This is a genomic window from Manganibacter manganicus (assembly GCF_002075885.1).
Taxonomy (GTDB): Bacteria; Pseudomonadota; Alphaproteobacteria; order Rhizobiales; family Rhizobiaceae; genus Mesorhizobium; species Mesorhizobium manganicum.
In genome coordinates this window covers 67415-82107 of sequence record NZ_MDET01000017.1, presented here as the reverse complement: position 1 = coordinate 82107, position 14693 = coordinate 67415, and the positions used below count along the sequence as shown (strand labels likewise).

The window sequence follows — 14693 nt, the reverse complement described above, 5'->3', positions numbered from 1 at the left end:
AGTCCGCCACGGGCACCTTGACTTCGCTTTTTTCCGACAAGTTCGGACTTTGGCGCGAGAATTGGTTATTTGTTTATGACAGATGCGAGACCACGCAGCGTCGCGGTCTTCTTGGGCGCACTTGCTCTTGCGGTCAATGGCCTCGCGGTTAACGGTTCATCTGCCATAGCGCAGGAACAGCCGGCCCAGGCCACGGCGGCGAAGAAGGCTGAAAAGCCGATCACAGAAATCCGGATCGGCTATCTGCGTGCTTTCAAGCCGCATCTGACGCTTTCCCTGCTTGACCAGCCGCCCGAGGACGAAGGCATTGCCGGAGCCAATGTGGCGATTGCCGACAATGACACGACCGGCAAGTTCCTGCGTCAGCATTTCACCCTCGACACGATCCAGATCAAGCCCGAGGACGATCCGGTCGCCGCCTTCAACCAACTGGTCGCCAAGGGCGACCGCTATGTGGTGGCCGATCTTTCGGCCAGGCAAATTCTGGCGATCGCCGACATCGCCCGCGACAAGGGCGTGCTGATCTTCAATATCGGCGCCACCGACGACAGCTTGCGCGAAGAGAATTGCCGCATCAACGTCTTCCACATCGCGCCGACGCGCTCCATGCTGGCCGATGCGCTGGCGCAATATCTGATGTGGAAGCGCTGGCCGAAATGGGTGCTGATCTACGGTTCGCATGAGGGCGACCATCTCTTTGCCAATGCGCTGCGCCGGGCCGCGTCGCGTTTCGGCGGCGAAATCCTGGCGGAGAAGGAATTCAAGGACACCGGCACGGCGCGCCGCACCGACACTGGCGCGGTGCAGATCCAGAAGCTGATCTCGACCTTCACGCAGGGGCTTCCCGATTACGACGTGATGCTGGTCGCCGACGAGAGCGAGGTGTTCGGCACCTATGTGCCATACCGCACCTGGATGCCGCGCCCGGTGGCCGGAACCACCGGGCTCGTGCCCTCGGCCTGGCACCCGGCCAGCGAGCAATGGGCCGGCATTCAGATGCAGAGCCGTTTCCTCAAGGCCACCGGGCGGCGCATGCTGTCCAAGGACATGCTGGCATGGACGGCGGTTCGCGTCGTCGGCGAGGCGGCCACCCGCGCCAAGGGCACCGATCCCGAGACGATGGACGCCTATCTGCGTTCCGACAAGTTTTCGGTCGCCGCCTTCAAGGGGCAGAAGCTGACCTTCCGCGACTGGAACCTTCAGCTTCGGCAGCCGATCCTGCTGGGCGACACCAGGTCGGTCATCTCGACCTCGCCGCAGGAAGGCTATCTTCATCAGGTTTCCGAACTGGACACGCTCGGCGTGGACAAGCCGGAAACCAAATGCGTTCTCAAATGAACCGAACGGGAGGAATTCAGGTGCGACCAAGAGCATTGATCCTGGCCATGCTTGCCGCCAGCGTCACCGGCGGCCCCGCCTTCGCCTATACCGCCTATGTCTCCAACGAGAAGGGCAATTCGATCAGTGTCGTCGACACCGACACGATGAAGGTGGTCAAGACGGTCGATGTCGGCCAGCGGCCGCGCGGCATCACCATCTCGCATGACGGCAAGTTCATCTATCTGTGCGCCAGTGACGACGACACGGTTGAGGTCATCGACACCGCGACCATGGAGATCGTCAGTTCGCTGCCGTCCGGGCCGGACCCCGAGCTTTTCGTGCTCTCGCCCGACGGCAAGAAGCTCTACGTCGCCAATGAGGACGACAATCTGGTCACCGTCATCGATGTCGAGAACAAGAAGGTGCTTTCGGAAATCCCGGTCGGCGTCGAGCCGGAAGGCATGGGGATAAGCCCGGACGGCAAGGTGCTGGTCAATACGTCCGAGACCACCAGCATGGCGCATTTCATCGACACCGAGACGCATGAAGTGGTCGACAATGTGCTGGTCGACACCCGGCCGCGCTATGCCGAATTCACGCCGGACGGTTCGCAGGTCTGGGTCAGCGCCGAGGTCGGCGGCACGGTCAGCGTCATCGACAACGCCAAGCGCGAGGTGGTGCACAAGATCACCTTCGAGATCCCCGGCCTCAGGGCCGAGACGATCCAGCCGGTCGGCGTCAATATCAGCGCCGACGGCAAGAAGGCCTATATCGCGCTCGGTCCCGCCAACCATGTCGCGGTGGTCGATACCAAGACCTACGAGGTGCTGAAATACATCCTCGTCGGCCAGCGCGTCTGGCATCTGGCGTTCACGCCGGACCAGAAGACGCTGATTTCCACCAACGGCAATTCCAACGACATCACCTTCATCGATGCGGCGACGGACGAGCCTGTCCAGTCGCTCACCGTGGGCAAGGAGCCCTGGGGGGTCATCGTCGCACCGAACTAGAGCCCGGTCCCGAAAAGTCGCAGGCTTTTCGGATCAGGCTCCATACCACCTGCCAAATTGCAACCAACGGGGAGAACATGATGAAATTTTGCACCGCCATCGCCTTGATCGCCTTTACGGGGCTTGGCCTTAGCCCCCTTGCGGCACATGCGGCCGACGATGACGATGATGCGCCGCAGCACACGCGTTCAAGTCAGAACGTGCCGGAGCTGATCATCGGCTCGAAAGATTCCAACTATGACGTCAACACCAAGGATTTCGAACTGATTGCCAACCAGGGCTATCGCTGGAAGATCACCTCCGAGGGCGGCTTCGAATACAAGTTCATGACCGATCTGTTCCGCAATGTCTGGGTCGACCAGATCGTCATCGACGATCTCGAGGTTCACATGGCCGGCGCCCCGGCCTGGCTGGAATTCGACGACAAGGGCACCATACTGGTGCAGTTCCATACGGTTCGGCCAGGCAAATACACATGGTCGGTGCCCGATCTCGCCGACAAGGGCGTCAAGGGAACCATAACCATCAAATAGCCGGCTTTCTTCCCGTCTTATTAATGGGAGGAAAGGAGCACTGCTTGCAGCATGTGAGAACAATCGACCGTGAAGGCAAACCGGCGGCGCTCGATGTCGCCGGCGTCAGCCATTTCTACGGCCATAAACAGGCGCTCAAGGATGTGTCGTTCATCGTCCGCCCTGCGAGTTTCACCGTGTTGCTCGGCCTCAATGGAGCCGGCAAGACGACGCTGTTTTCATTGACCAATCATCTTTACGACACACGCCATGGTGCGATCCGCATCTTCGGCCATGACATCAACCGCGATTCCGGCGAGGCGCTGCGGCGCATGGGCGTCGTCTTTCAGGCGCGCACGCTCGATCTCGATCTCAGCGTGCGGCAGAACCTTGCCTATCATGCCTGCCTGCACGGCATCGGCGCCCGTGAGGCGACGGCGCGCATCTCTGCCGTCCTTGAGACGGTCGAGATGAGCGAGCGGATAAATGACAAGGCGCGCAGTCTTTCGGGCGGCCAGATGCGGCGCGTCGAGATCGCGCGCGCATTGTTGCACAGCCCGCCCCTGATGCTGCTGGACGAAGCGACGGTCGGGCTCGATATCCGCTCACGCGCCGGCATCATGGCAACGATCCGCAATCTGGTGACGACGCGCGGCCTCGCCGTCCTGTGGGCGACGCATCTGATCGACGAGGTCGACGAGGATGACGACGCGGTGATTTTGCGGCAGGGCGAAGTCGTGGCGCAGGGCCGCGTTCGCGATATCGTCCAGGCGAGCGATTGCAGTTCGATCGGCGAGGCGTTCACCCGGCTCAACCGCACTGCAGCAGCGGAGGCGATGCCATGAGCCCGCCGCCGCCCGTCACATCCGGCACCCACGACAGCGCGCTTTCACCGCGCGGCGTGCGGCCCGGTTTTCGCCAATACATGATCTGCCTCAAGGGCATCGTGCTGCGCGAAAGCCTGCGCTTCCTGCACCAGCGCGAACGGTTCATCGCCTCGCTGGTCAGGCCGCTGATCTGGCTGTTCATTTTCGCCGCCGGCTTCCGTCAGGTGCTCGGCGTCTCGATCATTCCGCCCTACAAGACCTACGTGCTCTACGAGGTCTATATCATGCCGGGCCTGTGCGCGATGATCCTGCTGTTTTCCGGCATGCAGTCGTCGCTGTCGATGGTCTATGACCGCGAGATGGGCAATATGCGCACGCTGCTCGTCAGCCCTTTCCCGCGCTGGTTCCTGCTCATCTCCAAGATGCTGGCCGGCGTCAGCGTCTCGATCGTGCAGGTTTATGCCTTTCTGGCCGTTGCGTGGCTCTTTCATGTACGGGCACCGGCAATGGGCTATCTCTATGTCCTGCCGGCGCTGTTTCTGGCGGGGCTGATGCTGTGCGCGCTCGGCATGGTGCTGTCTTCCATCATAAGGCAGTTGGAGAATTTTGCGGGGGTAATGAACTTCGTGATCTTCCCCGCCTATTTCGCCTCTCCGGCGCTCTATCCGTTGTGGCGCATTCAAGAGGCGAGCCCGCCGCTTTACTGGATCTGCCGCGCCAATCCGTTCACCTATGCCGTGGAACTGGTGCGCTTCGCGCTTTACGGGCAGATCGAGTGGACATCGCTCGGCGTGGTATGCGCCAGCACAATATTGTTTCTCGCTGCCGCGATCCTTGCTTATGACCCGGCGCGCGGATTGATGAACCGCAAGAAGGAAATAGGAGGTAACGCCTGATGGCCAAGATGCTTCTTGCCGCGATTGTCGCCTTTGCACCGCTGCTCGCGCCGGCGGGCGCGGCGGCCGCCAATGTCGATCCGGACTGGCCCTGCGTCCAGCGCAAGGTGCCGCATCTTTCCGTCGGCCAGGTCTGGAACGGGCCTGAATTGCCGAAAGCGGCCGCCGGTTGGGAAAAAGACCATCAGATTTCAACGCTGGTGGCAGACATATCGGCCCGGCGCGTGCCGCTGGAGGAAGCGGTGAAGCGCATCCAGGACTTCGCCGCAACGCTGCCCGCCGATCAGGCGACGCCAAAGCTGGAAATGCTGGTGCAGGGCCTGTTCGACCATATGGATGCCGAGCGCACGCGCGTCATGGAAGGGATTTCCCGCTATGCGCATCGACAGGTTGCCATGGCCGACGCCCTGCGCAAGCAAAGCTCGGCGCTGGATGCGTTGCGCGCCAAGCCTGATGCCGACCCCGACGAGGTCGAACGGCAAACCGATGAGTTCAATTTCGCCACCCGCATCTATGACGAGCGCCGGCAATCCCTGAGTTCGGTCTGCGAAGTGCCGACGATCATCGCGCAGCGGCTCTATCAACTCGCCAAGGCGACACAGGAGGCGCTGCCGGCAAAGGAAAAAAAGTAACCGTTTCGGCGGGATCGTTGTCGGCGATGCCGATGCCGAACCCGGCTTTGCCGTGTTGGTGAAATGATTTCGGCTCAGGCTTGCGGCGGCCGCCTTGGCTGTAGGTTCAGCTATGAGCGGAGCCAACTCATCCTGGCTATGACATAGCCAGCCGCCACGCCAATCACGGCGCCGATGGCCTTGACCAGAGCGTCATCGAACCGGGCATGCCGGCTTGGGGCCAACAATTGCAGGGCCTCTATCCCGAAGGCGATGGCGATCACCAGCGCAATCGTCATCAGCCAGTGACGGTCATAGCCAATGCCGAAAAGCAGCCCCAACAGGAAAAAAGCGGCCATGCGCTCCGGGCCGGCCCCGAAAGAGGTATGCGGCCTCAAGCCGATCGGCGAGACGGTTACTACGACAACGGCGATGAAGAGCAGCCAGCCGGCCACCTGAAAGACAGTTCGTGACATTGCCCATCCATAGCGGCGCGCCGGCCGAGACGCCAGAGCCCGGACGAAGAATCCGGACGCCGGCTTATGGATTACTGCACCCTCACATATGGTCGCGCGGGATGCGCGCGCTGCGCTCGCGGTCGAAGACAGTGGCGCCGTCATGGAAGGCCTGCATATGCTCCGAGACTACCCATTCCGTCTCGGTACACGACATCGTCATGGTGCTGCGGGTCATGGTTTCCCATCCCTCGCGCGCGATGATGCACAGCGAGGTGATCGTCGCCGTCATCGAGAGCGGATCGCCGGCCCCGATCGACCAGACCTGTTCAGTGACGTCGCGGGCCATCAGCCCGTTGCCGGGGTGACTGTTCAGGCCGGTGTCCTCGCTGACCTTGTAACGCGTCACGCCATTCAGCACATCACGCTCGATCGTGCGGCCCGCCGACCCCTCCTCCAAAGTGTCGTAATGCGGCAGCGGGTCGGGATTGGCGGGCTCCGGCACGTCGATGCGCTTATGCTCGCCGAGCAGCGGCAGCCCGATCTCGATCGAGCCGAGTTCGATATCAAGCTTCGCGTCGAAAGGCGGCGGCAGGATCAGCGGCCAGTAGGCGCTGGACAGCGACAGGCGGATGCGGTGGCCCGGCGCGAAGCGATAACCGCAGGCATCCAGAACCAGTTCCACCTCGACCGTCTTGCCCGGCTCCAGCGCCTTCGGCTCGGCATTGCCATCGCGATGCGCCAGATTGAGCACGCCGAAGCACACGCGCGTGGCCGTGCCGTCGGGATGAACGTCGACCAGCCTTGCCGCCAGATTGGCCAGCGGCGCATCGCTGGAAAGCCGCAGCTTCAGCACCGGCTGGCCGAGAATGACGCATTCATCCGCCAGAACATCGCTGTCGAAGATCAGCGAGCCGGCATCGTCGAGGCGCTGGTCGCCAGCCATTTCCGTATCCGGCTTCAGGGTGAAGAATTCGCCCGCCGCCGTGCCGGTGTCGAGCGGCGATTGCAGCACGGCGCTGCCGCCCACGCGGCTTGCCGCGTCGCGCTCCAGCCGGCCGGACGCATTGACGGAAAGGGCCAGCATTTGCGGATCGCTCCAGGCGTCCTTGGCGACCCAATAGCCCGGATCGGCCTCGCGCCAGCGCGACGGACGCGGCCCGTCGAGGATATAGGCGCGCACCTGCGGCACGGCTTCGGCGCCGTTTTCTTCATCGCACAGCCAACGGCGCCACCAGGCGATGGCCTCGCCATGGAAATCGGCGCGCGGCTTCGGATAGGCGAAATGCGGATATTTGTGCACCCAGGGGCCGATCAGCGCCTTGGCCTTGCCGGGCATGCCGCTCACCGCCTTCAACGGCGTGTTGCGGTAGCCGTCAGCCCAGCCGGCAAGCACCAGAGCGGGGATTGGAAAGCCTTCAAAATCCTCGCTAATCGAGCCATGCCGCCAGAACTCGTCGCGGCGCTGATGGGAAAGCCATTCCTCCATGAAGAACGGTTCGCCCTCCAGCCGCTCCAGCCACATGTCGCGCCAGCGGTCGCCGACAATATCGCGGTCGGGCGCGCGAGATTCATAGGCGCTCATCGTTGCCGCCCATGAAAACTGCGCCGAAAGATGCGTGCCGTTCTTGTAGTGAATGTCGTCATTGTAGCGATCGACGGTCGAGGCAATCGAAATCACCGCTTTCAACGCCGGTGGCTTCAGAGCCGCCACCTGCAGGCAGTTGAAACCGCCCCAGGAAATGCCCATCATGCCGACGCTGCCGTTCGACCAGGGCTGGGCGGCAATCCATTCAATCACCTCGACGGCGTCGGACAATTCGCGCGGCGTATATTCGCCGTCGATCACGCCATCGGATTCGCCGCTGCCGCGAATATCCACGCGGATGCCGGCAATGCCCGCCGCGGCGAACACCGGATAAGTGGATTCGTCGCGCGGCGCGGTGCCGTTGCGCTTGCGATAGGGCAGGAATTCCAGAACCGTGGGCACCGGCGCATTTTGCCCGGCATCATTTGGCATCCAGATACGGGCGGCCAGACGCGTGCCGTCCTTCAGCACGATCCATTCATTTTCGATCACACGGAAATTCTTGTTCGTCATTAAACCAACCATGGAAATTCCGGCGGTGCGCGAAGGCGGACCGCCGGCGCCGTCAGGCGCAGGAAGAAAAAGTCAGCCGTCGCCCGGCCCGAGGGAGATCAGGCTTGCAGCCATACCCGGCTGGCGATGCGGCCATTGGAAAGGTCGTTGCCGATGTCGTGGACGAAACCCTTCAGCTTCTTCGACGACGCGTTCAGATAGTCGTTGAACACCGGCAGGATCAGCCCGCCCTCGTCGCGCACCATCAGGGCGATCTGGCGATAAAGCGCGCGCCGCTTGGTCTCGTCCAGCTCGCCGCGCGCCTCGATCACCAGTTTGTCGAAGTCCGGCCGCTTGAAACGTGTGTCGTTCCATTCGGCGGTGGAAACATAGGAGGTCGAATAGCGCGCATCCTGCGTCGGGCGAGGACCCCAATAGGAGGCGCAGAAGGGCTTGTTGTTCCACACTTCCGTCCAGTAGCCGTCAGCCGGTTCGCGCTCTACATTGAGCGTGATGCCGGCCTTGGCCGCGTTCATCTGGAAAAGCTGTGCGGCATCGACCGCGCCCGGAAAAGCCGCATCTGAGGTGCGCAGCAGGATCGGCCCGTCATGGCCGGATTTCTTGTAGTGGAAGGCGGCCTTTTCGGGATCGTAGACACGCTGCTCAATATCGGTCGGCGCCAAGGCGTAGCTGGCGTTCACCGGGTAGTCGTTGCCGATGGTGCCGAAGCCGCCAACCACCTGCTTGAGGATCGCCTCGCGGTCGATCGCCAGTTTCAGCGCCATGCGCAGGTCGTTGTTGTCGAAGGGCGCGGTGTCGCAATGCATCAGGAAGGAATAGAACCCCTTGCCCGGCGTGCGCAGGATCTCGACGCTGTCCGATCGCTTCAAAAGCGGCACTACCTTCGGCGCCAAGGTGTTGATGAAATCTATCTCGCCCGATTGCAGCGCGGCGATACGCGCCGTCAGATCGTTCATCACGGTGATCTCGACATTGTCGACATAGCCGCGATCCTGGCGCCAATCGTCCTTGTTGCGCTCAAAGGTGGCGCGAACGCCCGGCTCGAATTTAAGCAGCTTGTACGGGCCGGTGCCGATCGCCGCATTGGGGTCGTCGTTGCCGCCGTTCGGCTGGATCTGCAAATGATAATCGGTGAGCGCCAGCGGCAGGTCGGCATTGGCTTCCTTCAGCGTGATGACCAGATCGCCGGCCTTGTCCTCGATCCTGTCGATACCCGAAAGCAGGCCGAGTGCGCCCGACTGCGACTTCGCGCCGGCATGACGCTCCAGCGTCGCAACCGCGTCCGCCACCTTCATCGGCTTGCCGTCGTGAAAGCGAACGTCCTTGCGGATCTTGAAGGTCCACACCTTGGCGTCCGGCGAGGGCGACCAGGATTCGGCGAGCGAGGGCAGCGGCGCGCCGGTCTTGGGGTCGGATTCGATCAGCGTATCGCCCCAACAATGGGCGATCACAAAGAGCACGCTTGCCGAGGCGAGTGCCGGGTCCAACGTGTCGGCGGAGGCGCCGCCCTCAAGCCCCATGCGCAGCGTGCCGCCATGCACGGGCGTTTCCGCCCTGGCTGGCAAAGCCAGCGTTCCGGTCGCGGCTGTCAGGCCAAGCAGCGCGCTTCCCTGCAGGAAGCCGCGGCGCGAAAGATTCAATGTCTTGCCCAGATCGATCATGGAGATCCTCAAAAACGAAAATGTTTCACCGACGATATTTCAATCCAGATTGTCGCAGTGCAATTTCGCGCATTGACGCGGCTTTACGCGAGTTTACTCTACAGACATGGGGGAAGGCGATCACAATTTCGGCAGCAATCTCAGGCTGGCGTGCAGCACGCGCAAGTCGATTTCGGATCTATGCCGTGCCGTCGGCATCAACCGGCAACAGTTCAACCGTTATCTCAACACCGGAACCGTGCCATCGGCGCACAACCGTTCGCGCATCGCCGCCGCTTTCGGTCTCGACCCGGCCGATTTCGCCCTGCCGGAACCGACCTTTCGCCTCAGGCTGCTTGCGAGCCGCCAGCCGGCTTCCGGTTCCAATCCCGGTCTCGGGCCGCTCGGCGGCGCCTATCCCGGTGACCTCAGGGCGCTGCGCGCCTATCTTGGCTTTTACCAGACATGGCACACCTCGTTATCCTGGCCGGGCAGGATCGTTTGTTCCTGTGCGCATCTGCGCGAACAGGACGGCATGGTGCTGGTGACATCGCTGGAACGCATTGCCGATCGGGAAAGCGGCATCGTGCAGCGATCGCGTTATCTCGGCCTCGTCGCCTTCCGGCGCCAGCGCCTGTTCCTCACTGAACTGACCCGCGGCGAAACGCCGACTTTCGGGCAGACGATCCTGACGCCGTTCGAACTCTATCAACGCCGCTATCTTCGCGGGCTGACGATGGGCATATCGTGGCGCAACAACAATCTGCCCTATGCCACCCGCACCATCTGGCGCCGGCTTGCCACCCCGGTGGACAGACGCGGCCTGATCGCCAATTGCGGCATCTACGAGCCGGCCTCGGCCGCGCTGCCGTCCGTGGTCGTGTCTTTCCTGACAGAAGCCCAGCCATTGACCGCCGCGTCCCAAAAGCCGTGAGAACGTTTCGCCCGGCAAGGCCGGTGCGGCACGGGCGCGTCAAATCCGGGCGCGTTTCGCATCGGGATCGTAAGGCGAGTCGGCGACGACACGCGCCTTACGCATCTCGCCCATGACCAGCACTTCGACCTCCGTTCCCGGCACACCCAGTTCGACCGGCAACAGCGCCAGCGCGATGTCGTGGCCGAGCGCATAGGAATAGCCGCCGGACGTGACCTGCCCGGCCAGCCTTCTGGCGTGATATACGCCTTCGCCTGCCAGCACGCTCGCCCCGTCCGTATGGATCGCCAAAGTCACGGAGCGACGCCGCACCCCACGATCTTTTTCCGCCATCAGCGCCTTGCGGCCGATGAACTCGCCCTTGTCCAGGCGCACGAAGCGGTCGAGGCCGCTTTCCCACGCGCTCCACTCCGGGTTCATGTCGCGATACATGGCACGGTAGGACTTATCGAGCCGCAGCGATTCCAGCGCGTGCAGCCCCACAAGCCGCAGCCCGTGCGCCTTGCCTTCAGCCAGCAGCGCATCCAGCAAATGACGCTGATAGGCAAGCGGATGATAAAGCTCCCAGCCAAGCTCGCCCTCGTAATTCACCCGCAAGAGCCGCACATCACTGGCCAGGCCGACCGTCCCCACTTTTAGGGAGAACCACGGGAAAGCCTCATTGGAAAGGTCGATTTCGGTCAGTGGCTGAAGAACCTCACGCGCCTTCGGCCCGGCGATGGTAAAGCAGCCGCGCTCAGCCGTGACATTGCGCAGCGTCACGCTGCCGTCTTTCGGCAGGAGCTTTGTCAGGTCGTCGAGATTGAGCCGCTCGGCACGCGGCGTCGAGATCATGTAGAACGTACCGTCGCCAAGGCGGGCGATCACATATTCCGCCTGCACGCCGCCGCGCTCCGTCAAATGATGGGCCAGAGCGATACGCCCGGCTTTCGGCAGGCGATTGGCCACAATGCCGTCGAGCCAGGTTTCCGCCCCCGGCCCGCCAACCTCGAACTTGGTCATCGGCGTCATTTCGACGAGCCCGACGGCGGTGCGGACCGCATGCACTTCCGCCTCGACATATCTGCCCTTTTCGGTCCAGCGCCAGCTTAGCTGGTCCTTGGCCTCGACGCCTTGCGGCGCGAACCAGTTGGGCATCTCCCAGCCGCCAAGCACGCCCCACACGGCGCCAAGCTCGGTCAACCGGTCATAGGAAGGCGCGGTCTTTTGCGGGCGCGCGGCGGGCCTGTCCTCGCCCGGATAATGCTGCGTGGCATGGGTGCCCCAGGCCTCGCGCACCTTCTCGCGTGTCCAGGCCTTGTTGGCATAGTCACCGAACCGGCGCGGATCGATCTCGCTCATGTCGACGCTGCTGCCGCCTTCGACGATACGCTCGGACAGATAATGCCCGATGGTGCCGCCCCACAGAATGCCGCCCGGCACGCCCTCGGCCAGCCAGACATTATCCAGCCCCCATGCCGGTCCAACCAGCGGCAACTCGTCGGGCGTCATCTGGAACGGGCCACGCACATTGGCCTTGATGCCGACACGACTGAGCGCCGGCACCAGTTCCATCGCCCGCTCCCAGTTCCAGGCAACGGCGTCGAAATCCTCTTCCAGAAGGTCGGCGCCGAACCAGTGCGGCACGCCGTCCTCGGCAAACAGCTTCAGATGTTCCGTGCGCTCATAGGGGCCGAACATCAGGCCGTCGCCCTCCTCGCGCAGATAGCCTTCGAAATCTTCATCGCGCAGAATCGGCATTTCCGGCAGTCCCTGCCGCTTGCGCTCCACCACCTCCGGCACAGCATCGGTGATCCAGTACTGGTGGACGATCGGGATCGCGGGAATCTCGAGCCCAAGCATGGCGCCGGTCTGGCGGGCATAATTGCCGGTGGCCAGGACGACATGCTCGCAGGTGATGTCGCCCTTGTTGGTCGTCACTTTCCAGTCGCCGCCCGCCTGGCGTTCAAAACCGCGCACTTCGGTGTCGAGATAGATTTTCGCACCCCGGTCGCGCGCGCCTTTTGCCAGCGCGTTCGTCACGTCGGCAGGTGCGATATGTCCATCGTCGGGATGGTAGAGCGCGCCGCGCATGTCGTGATTGCCCTCGAGCAAGGGCCACAGTTTGCGGGCATCGGCCGGCGAAAGCAGTTCGGCGCGCATGCCCTGCACCTCGGCAACGCTCATATAGCTTACATATTCGTCCAGCCGGTCGCGTGTGTTGGCAATGCGCAACTGTCCGCATTTGTGCCAGCCGACGGACTGCCCCGTCTCGGCCTCCAGCCCTTCATAAATCTCGATCGACTTGGCGATCATGCGGCCGATATTGACGCTGCGGGCATAAGAGGGGATCAGGCCAGCGGCATGCCATGTCGAGCCGGCGGTAAGTTGCGTGCGCTCCAGCAGGGCAACATCCGTCCAACCGCGCTTGGCCAGGCCGTAAAGGATCGAGGCTCCGACACATCCGCCCCCGACGACGACGACACGCGCATGGCTTTGCATTCGAACCTCCTCGAAGCGCCGAGGCGTTCGATCGAACGCATGAAGCGCCGGCTTTCAATTTCGACGGATCAGAACCTTGCGGCATCCACTCACGAATGAGCGGATGCCGCAGCATTTGTCAAAGCAGCCTGAGCCTTACTCAGCTATCGCTATCCAGCCACACCTTCTGGAGATCCATCTCGAAGGTCGGATGCACGCCATAATTGCGCACGCTCTTGGTCATGTGGCTGTACACCTTTTGCCAATAAGGCTGGATGATGATGCCGGAATCCTGAAGTATCTGCTCCAGGTCCTTCATGACCTCTTTGCGCTTGTCGGGATCGGCGATGGCGAGCGCCTTATCCAGTATTTTATCGAACTCGGGGTTCGAGTAACCTGTCTCGTTCCAGGCCCCGCCCGTGCGATAGCCGAGAACCAGACACTGCACGCCAAGCGGGCGCATATACCAGATCGTCATGGAATACGGGAATTTCGTCCAGTCGTTCCAGAATGTCGTGCCTGGCAGAACGGTACGCTTGACCTTGATGCCGGCCTCGCGAAGCTGTCCGGCAATCGCATCGCCGGTATTCTTCTGCCAGTCCTCGTCGACCGTGATCAGCTCGTGCTCGAAGTCCATCTGGCCGGCGTCCGTCATGAGCTTCTTGGCACCCTCGACGTCCCGCTTTTTCTTTGGCAGCGGATAATATTCCGGGTGGATCGGGCTGACATGGTGGTTTTCGCCAATCGTGCCGCGCCCGGCATAGCCAAGCTGGAGCACGACATTGTTGTCCACCGCCATCTGCAGCGCGTTGCGCACCCGCTGATCGTCATAGGGTTTGTTTTCGACATGCGTGCGCGCAACCAGTGTCGTCGCCGTATCGACGTCCGACACCACCAGATCCATCCCGTCCAGAATCTCGATGAAATCCGGAGGCGTCTGCGAGTTGAGGTCGATTTCACCGGAATCGAAAGCATTCACCGTCGTCGAGAAATCGTTGCCGTAGTCGATGAAATTGACGGCATCGAGAGGCGCCTCGCCACCCCACCACTTGCCGTTCTCCCGGCGCTTGACCTCGGCCCGCTGGCCCACATTGTACGACACCAGTTCGAACGGCCCGGTGCCGATGGGCTTGCTGACGGGGTTGGCGCCGTCTGCATCGAAATTGCGGTGAACCACCAGCCCCGGATAGTCGGTGAAGTTGGCGATCAGCGAGATATCCGGCGAATTGAGCTTCAGCGTGACGGTATGATCGTCAGTCTTGGTGATCGCGCCGTCCTTGGCCTTGCCGGTCTTTTCGTCGATCAGCGAACCGACGCGGGCCGCCATCGAATTGCCGGCAGCGTTCTTTTCGCACCAGCGGTTGAGATTGTAGATGACGTCGTCTGCAACGAAGTCGTCGCCATTGTTCCAGGTCACGCCCTTGCGCAGATGCAGGATATATTGCGTCGCGTCGTCATTGACCTCCCAGCTTTCAAGCAGTTCCGGCTCGAAGGTGAATTCGCGGGTGTAGCGAACCAGCGGCTCAAGCCATGTGCGGCTGATATTGGCCATCTCGACCCAGTCATATGTGCGCGGGTCTTTCTGGGCCTTGACCGGCATCGCGACGCGCAATGTGCCGCCCTTCTTGGGCTCGTCCGCGGCAAAGGCCGGCGTCGGCGCGGCAAGCCCGAGCATGCCATAGGCAAAGGCCGTCGAAGCACCGAATATGCTCGCCAGCGCAAGGAATTCGCGCCGGTCCATCCGGCCAGCGCGTGCTTCGACCGCCATCTCCTCGATGACGGCGGGCACGCGATCGCTGTTACTCTTGAAGAATCTCATCGTTTTCTCCTTTGTTTTGTTTGTTCCCAGTTGCTCACCATCCAAGCCGCGACCTTCCCTGGTCAACATCGGCATTCGTCACCCGTTCAAACCATCGAGGGTCGGTCC

The 14693-nt window shown here is 62.2% G+C and carries 12 protein-coding genes; 7 read left to right on the top strand and 5 right to left on the bottom strand.

Annotation, left to right across the window (positions count from 1 at the left end; genetic code table 11):
* Positions 1–75 precede the first annotated feature (75 nt).
* The 6 genes from BFN67_RS12545 to BFN67_RS12520 all read left to right on the top strand — a co-directional run bounded on the left by BFN67_RS12545 (position 76) and on the right by BFN67_RS12520 (position 5197).
* Positions 76–1338 (top strand): ABC transporter substrate-binding protein, encoded by a 1263-nt coding sequence (locus tag BFN67_RS12545; protein WP_080919901.1) that lies wholly within the window; start codon positions 76–78, stop codon positions 1336–1338.
* 47 nt (positions 1339–1385) lie between these two features.
* The gene (locus BFN67_RS12540; RefSeq protein WP_245295248.1) at positions 1386–2330 is read left to right on the top strand and encodes a YVTN family beta-propeller repeat protein; all 945 of its coding nucleotides are present in this window, start codon (positions 1386–1388) and stop codon (positions 2328–2330) included.
* Between the two features lie 77 nt (positions 2331–2407).
* Entirely contained in the window at positions 2408–2863 is a 456-nt protein-coding gene (locus BFN67_RS12535) for a hypothetical protein (protein ID WP_245295245.1), read from the top strand.
* A 44-nt stretch (positions 2864–2907) separates the two neighbouring features.
* Positions 2908–3687, top strand: a complete 780-nt coding sequence (locus BFN67_RS12530; RefSeq protein ID WP_139789159.1) for an ATP-binding cassette domain-containing protein — start codon at positions 2908–2910, stop codon at positions 3685–3687.
* Complete coding sequence (locus BFN67_RS12525; protein WP_080919898.1) at positions 3684–4565, top strand: ABC transporter permease; 882 nt, start codon at positions 3684–3686, stop codon at positions 4563–4565. The genes BFN67_RS12530 and BFN67_RS12525 overlap by 4 nt, the downstream gene beginning before the upstream one ends.
* On the top strand, positions 4565–5197 hold the full coding sequence (locus tag BFN67_RS12520; protein WP_080919897.1) for a hypothetical protein: 633 nt from the start codon (positions 4565–4567) through the stop codon (positions 5195–5197). Before BFN67_RS12525 ends, BFN67_RS12520 begins: the two co-directional genes overlap by 1 nt.
* A 110-nt stretch (positions 5198–5307) precedes the next feature.
* Here the strand turns inward: BFN67_RS12520 and BFN67_RS12515 are convergent, their stop codons facing one another.
* The 3 genes from BFN67_RS12515 to BFN67_RS12505 form a co-directional block, all read right to left on the bottom strand.
* Complete coding sequence (locus tag BFN67_RS12515; RefSeq protein WP_080919896.1) at positions 5308–5652, bottom strand: VanZ family protein; 345 nt, start codon at positions 5650–5652, stop codon at positions 5308–5310.
* An 82-nt stretch (positions 5653–5734) separates the two neighbouring features.
* On the bottom strand, positions 5735–7732 hold the full coding sequence (locus BFN67_RS12510) for a CocE/NonD family hydrolase (protein ID WP_080919895.1): 1998 nt from the start codon (positions 7730–7732) through the stop codon (positions 5735–5737).
* Positions 7733–7830: 98 nt separating this feature from the next.
* On the bottom strand, positions 7831–9393 hold the full coding sequence (locus BFN67_RS12505; RefSeq protein WP_080919894.1) for an ABC transporter substrate-binding protein: 1563 nt from the start codon (positions 9391–9393) through the stop codon (positions 7831–7833).
* A 106-nt stretch (positions 9394–9499) separates the two neighbouring features.
* On the opposite strand from BFN67_RS12505, the gene BFN67_RS12500 reads away from it, so the two are divergent.
* Complete coding sequence (locus BFN67_RS12500; protein WP_080919893.1) at positions 9500–10306, top strand: helix-turn-helix domain-containing protein; 807 nt, start codon at positions 9500–9502, stop codon at positions 10304–10306.
* A 39-nt stretch (positions 10307–10345) separates the two neighbouring features.
* Here the strand turns inward: BFN67_RS12500 and BFN67_RS12495 are convergent, their stop codons facing one another.
* Both BFN67_RS12495 and BFN67_RS12490 read right to left on the bottom strand, forming a co-directional pair.
* The gene (locus tag BFN67_RS12495) at positions 10346–12787 is read right to left on the bottom strand and encodes a GcvT family protein (RefSeq protein ID WP_080919892.1); all 2442 of its coding nucleotides are present in this window, start codon (positions 12785–12787) and stop codon (positions 10346–10348) included.
* A gap of 139 nt (positions 12788–12926) precedes the next feature.
* Positions 12927–14585, bottom strand: a complete 1659-nt coding sequence (locus tag BFN67_RS12490; RefSeq protein ID WP_080919915.1) for an ABC transporter substrate-binding protein — start codon at positions 14583–14585, stop codon at positions 12927–12929.
* Between the last annotated feature and the right edge of the window lie 108 nt (positions 14586–14693).

What these genes read in the sequence shown, in the direction of transcription:
- BFN67_RS12495 (WP_080919892.1), bottom strand. Translation starts at nt 12,787, where the DNA reads ATGCAAAGCCATGCGCGTGTCGTCGTCGTCGGGGGCGGATGTGTCGGA.
- BFN67_RS12515 (WP_080919896.1), bottom strand. Translation starts at nt 5,652, where the DNA reads ATGTCACGAACTGTCTTTCAGGTGGCCGGCTGGCTGCTCTTCATCGCC.
- BFN67_RS12545 (WP_080919901.1), top strand. Translation starts at nt 76, where the DNA reads ATGACAGATGCGAGACCACGCAGCGTCGCGGTCTTCTTGGGCGCACTT.
- BFN67_RS12520 (WP_080919897.1), top strand. Translation starts at nt 4,565, where the DNA reads ATGGCCAAGATGCTTCTTGCCGCGATTGTCGCCTTTGCACCGCTGCTC.
- BFN67_RS12510 (WP_080919895.1), bottom strand. Translation starts at nt 7,732, where the DNA reads ATGACGAACAAGAATTTCCGTGTGATCGAAAATGAATGGATCGTGCTG.
- BFN67_RS12500 (WP_080919893.1), top strand. Translation starts at nt 9,500, where the DNA reads ATGGGGGAAGGCGATCACAATTTCGGCAGCAATCTCAGGCTGGCGTGC.
- BFN67_RS12525 (WP_080919898.1), top strand. Translation starts at nt 3,684, where the DNA reads ATGAGCCCGCCGCCGCCCGTCACATCCGGCACCCACGACAGCGCGCTT.
- BFN67_RS12505 (WP_080919894.1), bottom strand. Translation starts at nt 9,393, where the DNA reads ATGATCGATCTGGGCAAGACATTGAATCTTTCGCGCCGCGGCTTCCTG.
- BFN67_RS12535 (WP_245295245.1), top strand. Translation starts at nt 2,408, where the DNA reads ATGATGAAATTTTGCACCGCCATCGCCTTGATCGCCTTTACGGGGCTT.
- BFN67_RS12490 (WP_080919915.1), bottom strand. Translation starts at nt 14,585, where the DNA reads ATGAGATTCTTCAAGAGTAACAGCGATCGCGTGCCCGCCGTCATCGAG.
- BFN67_RS12540 (WP_245295248.1), top strand. Translation starts at nt 1,386, where the DNA reads ATGCTTGCCGCCAGCGTCACCGGCGGCCCCGCCTTCGCCTATACCGCC.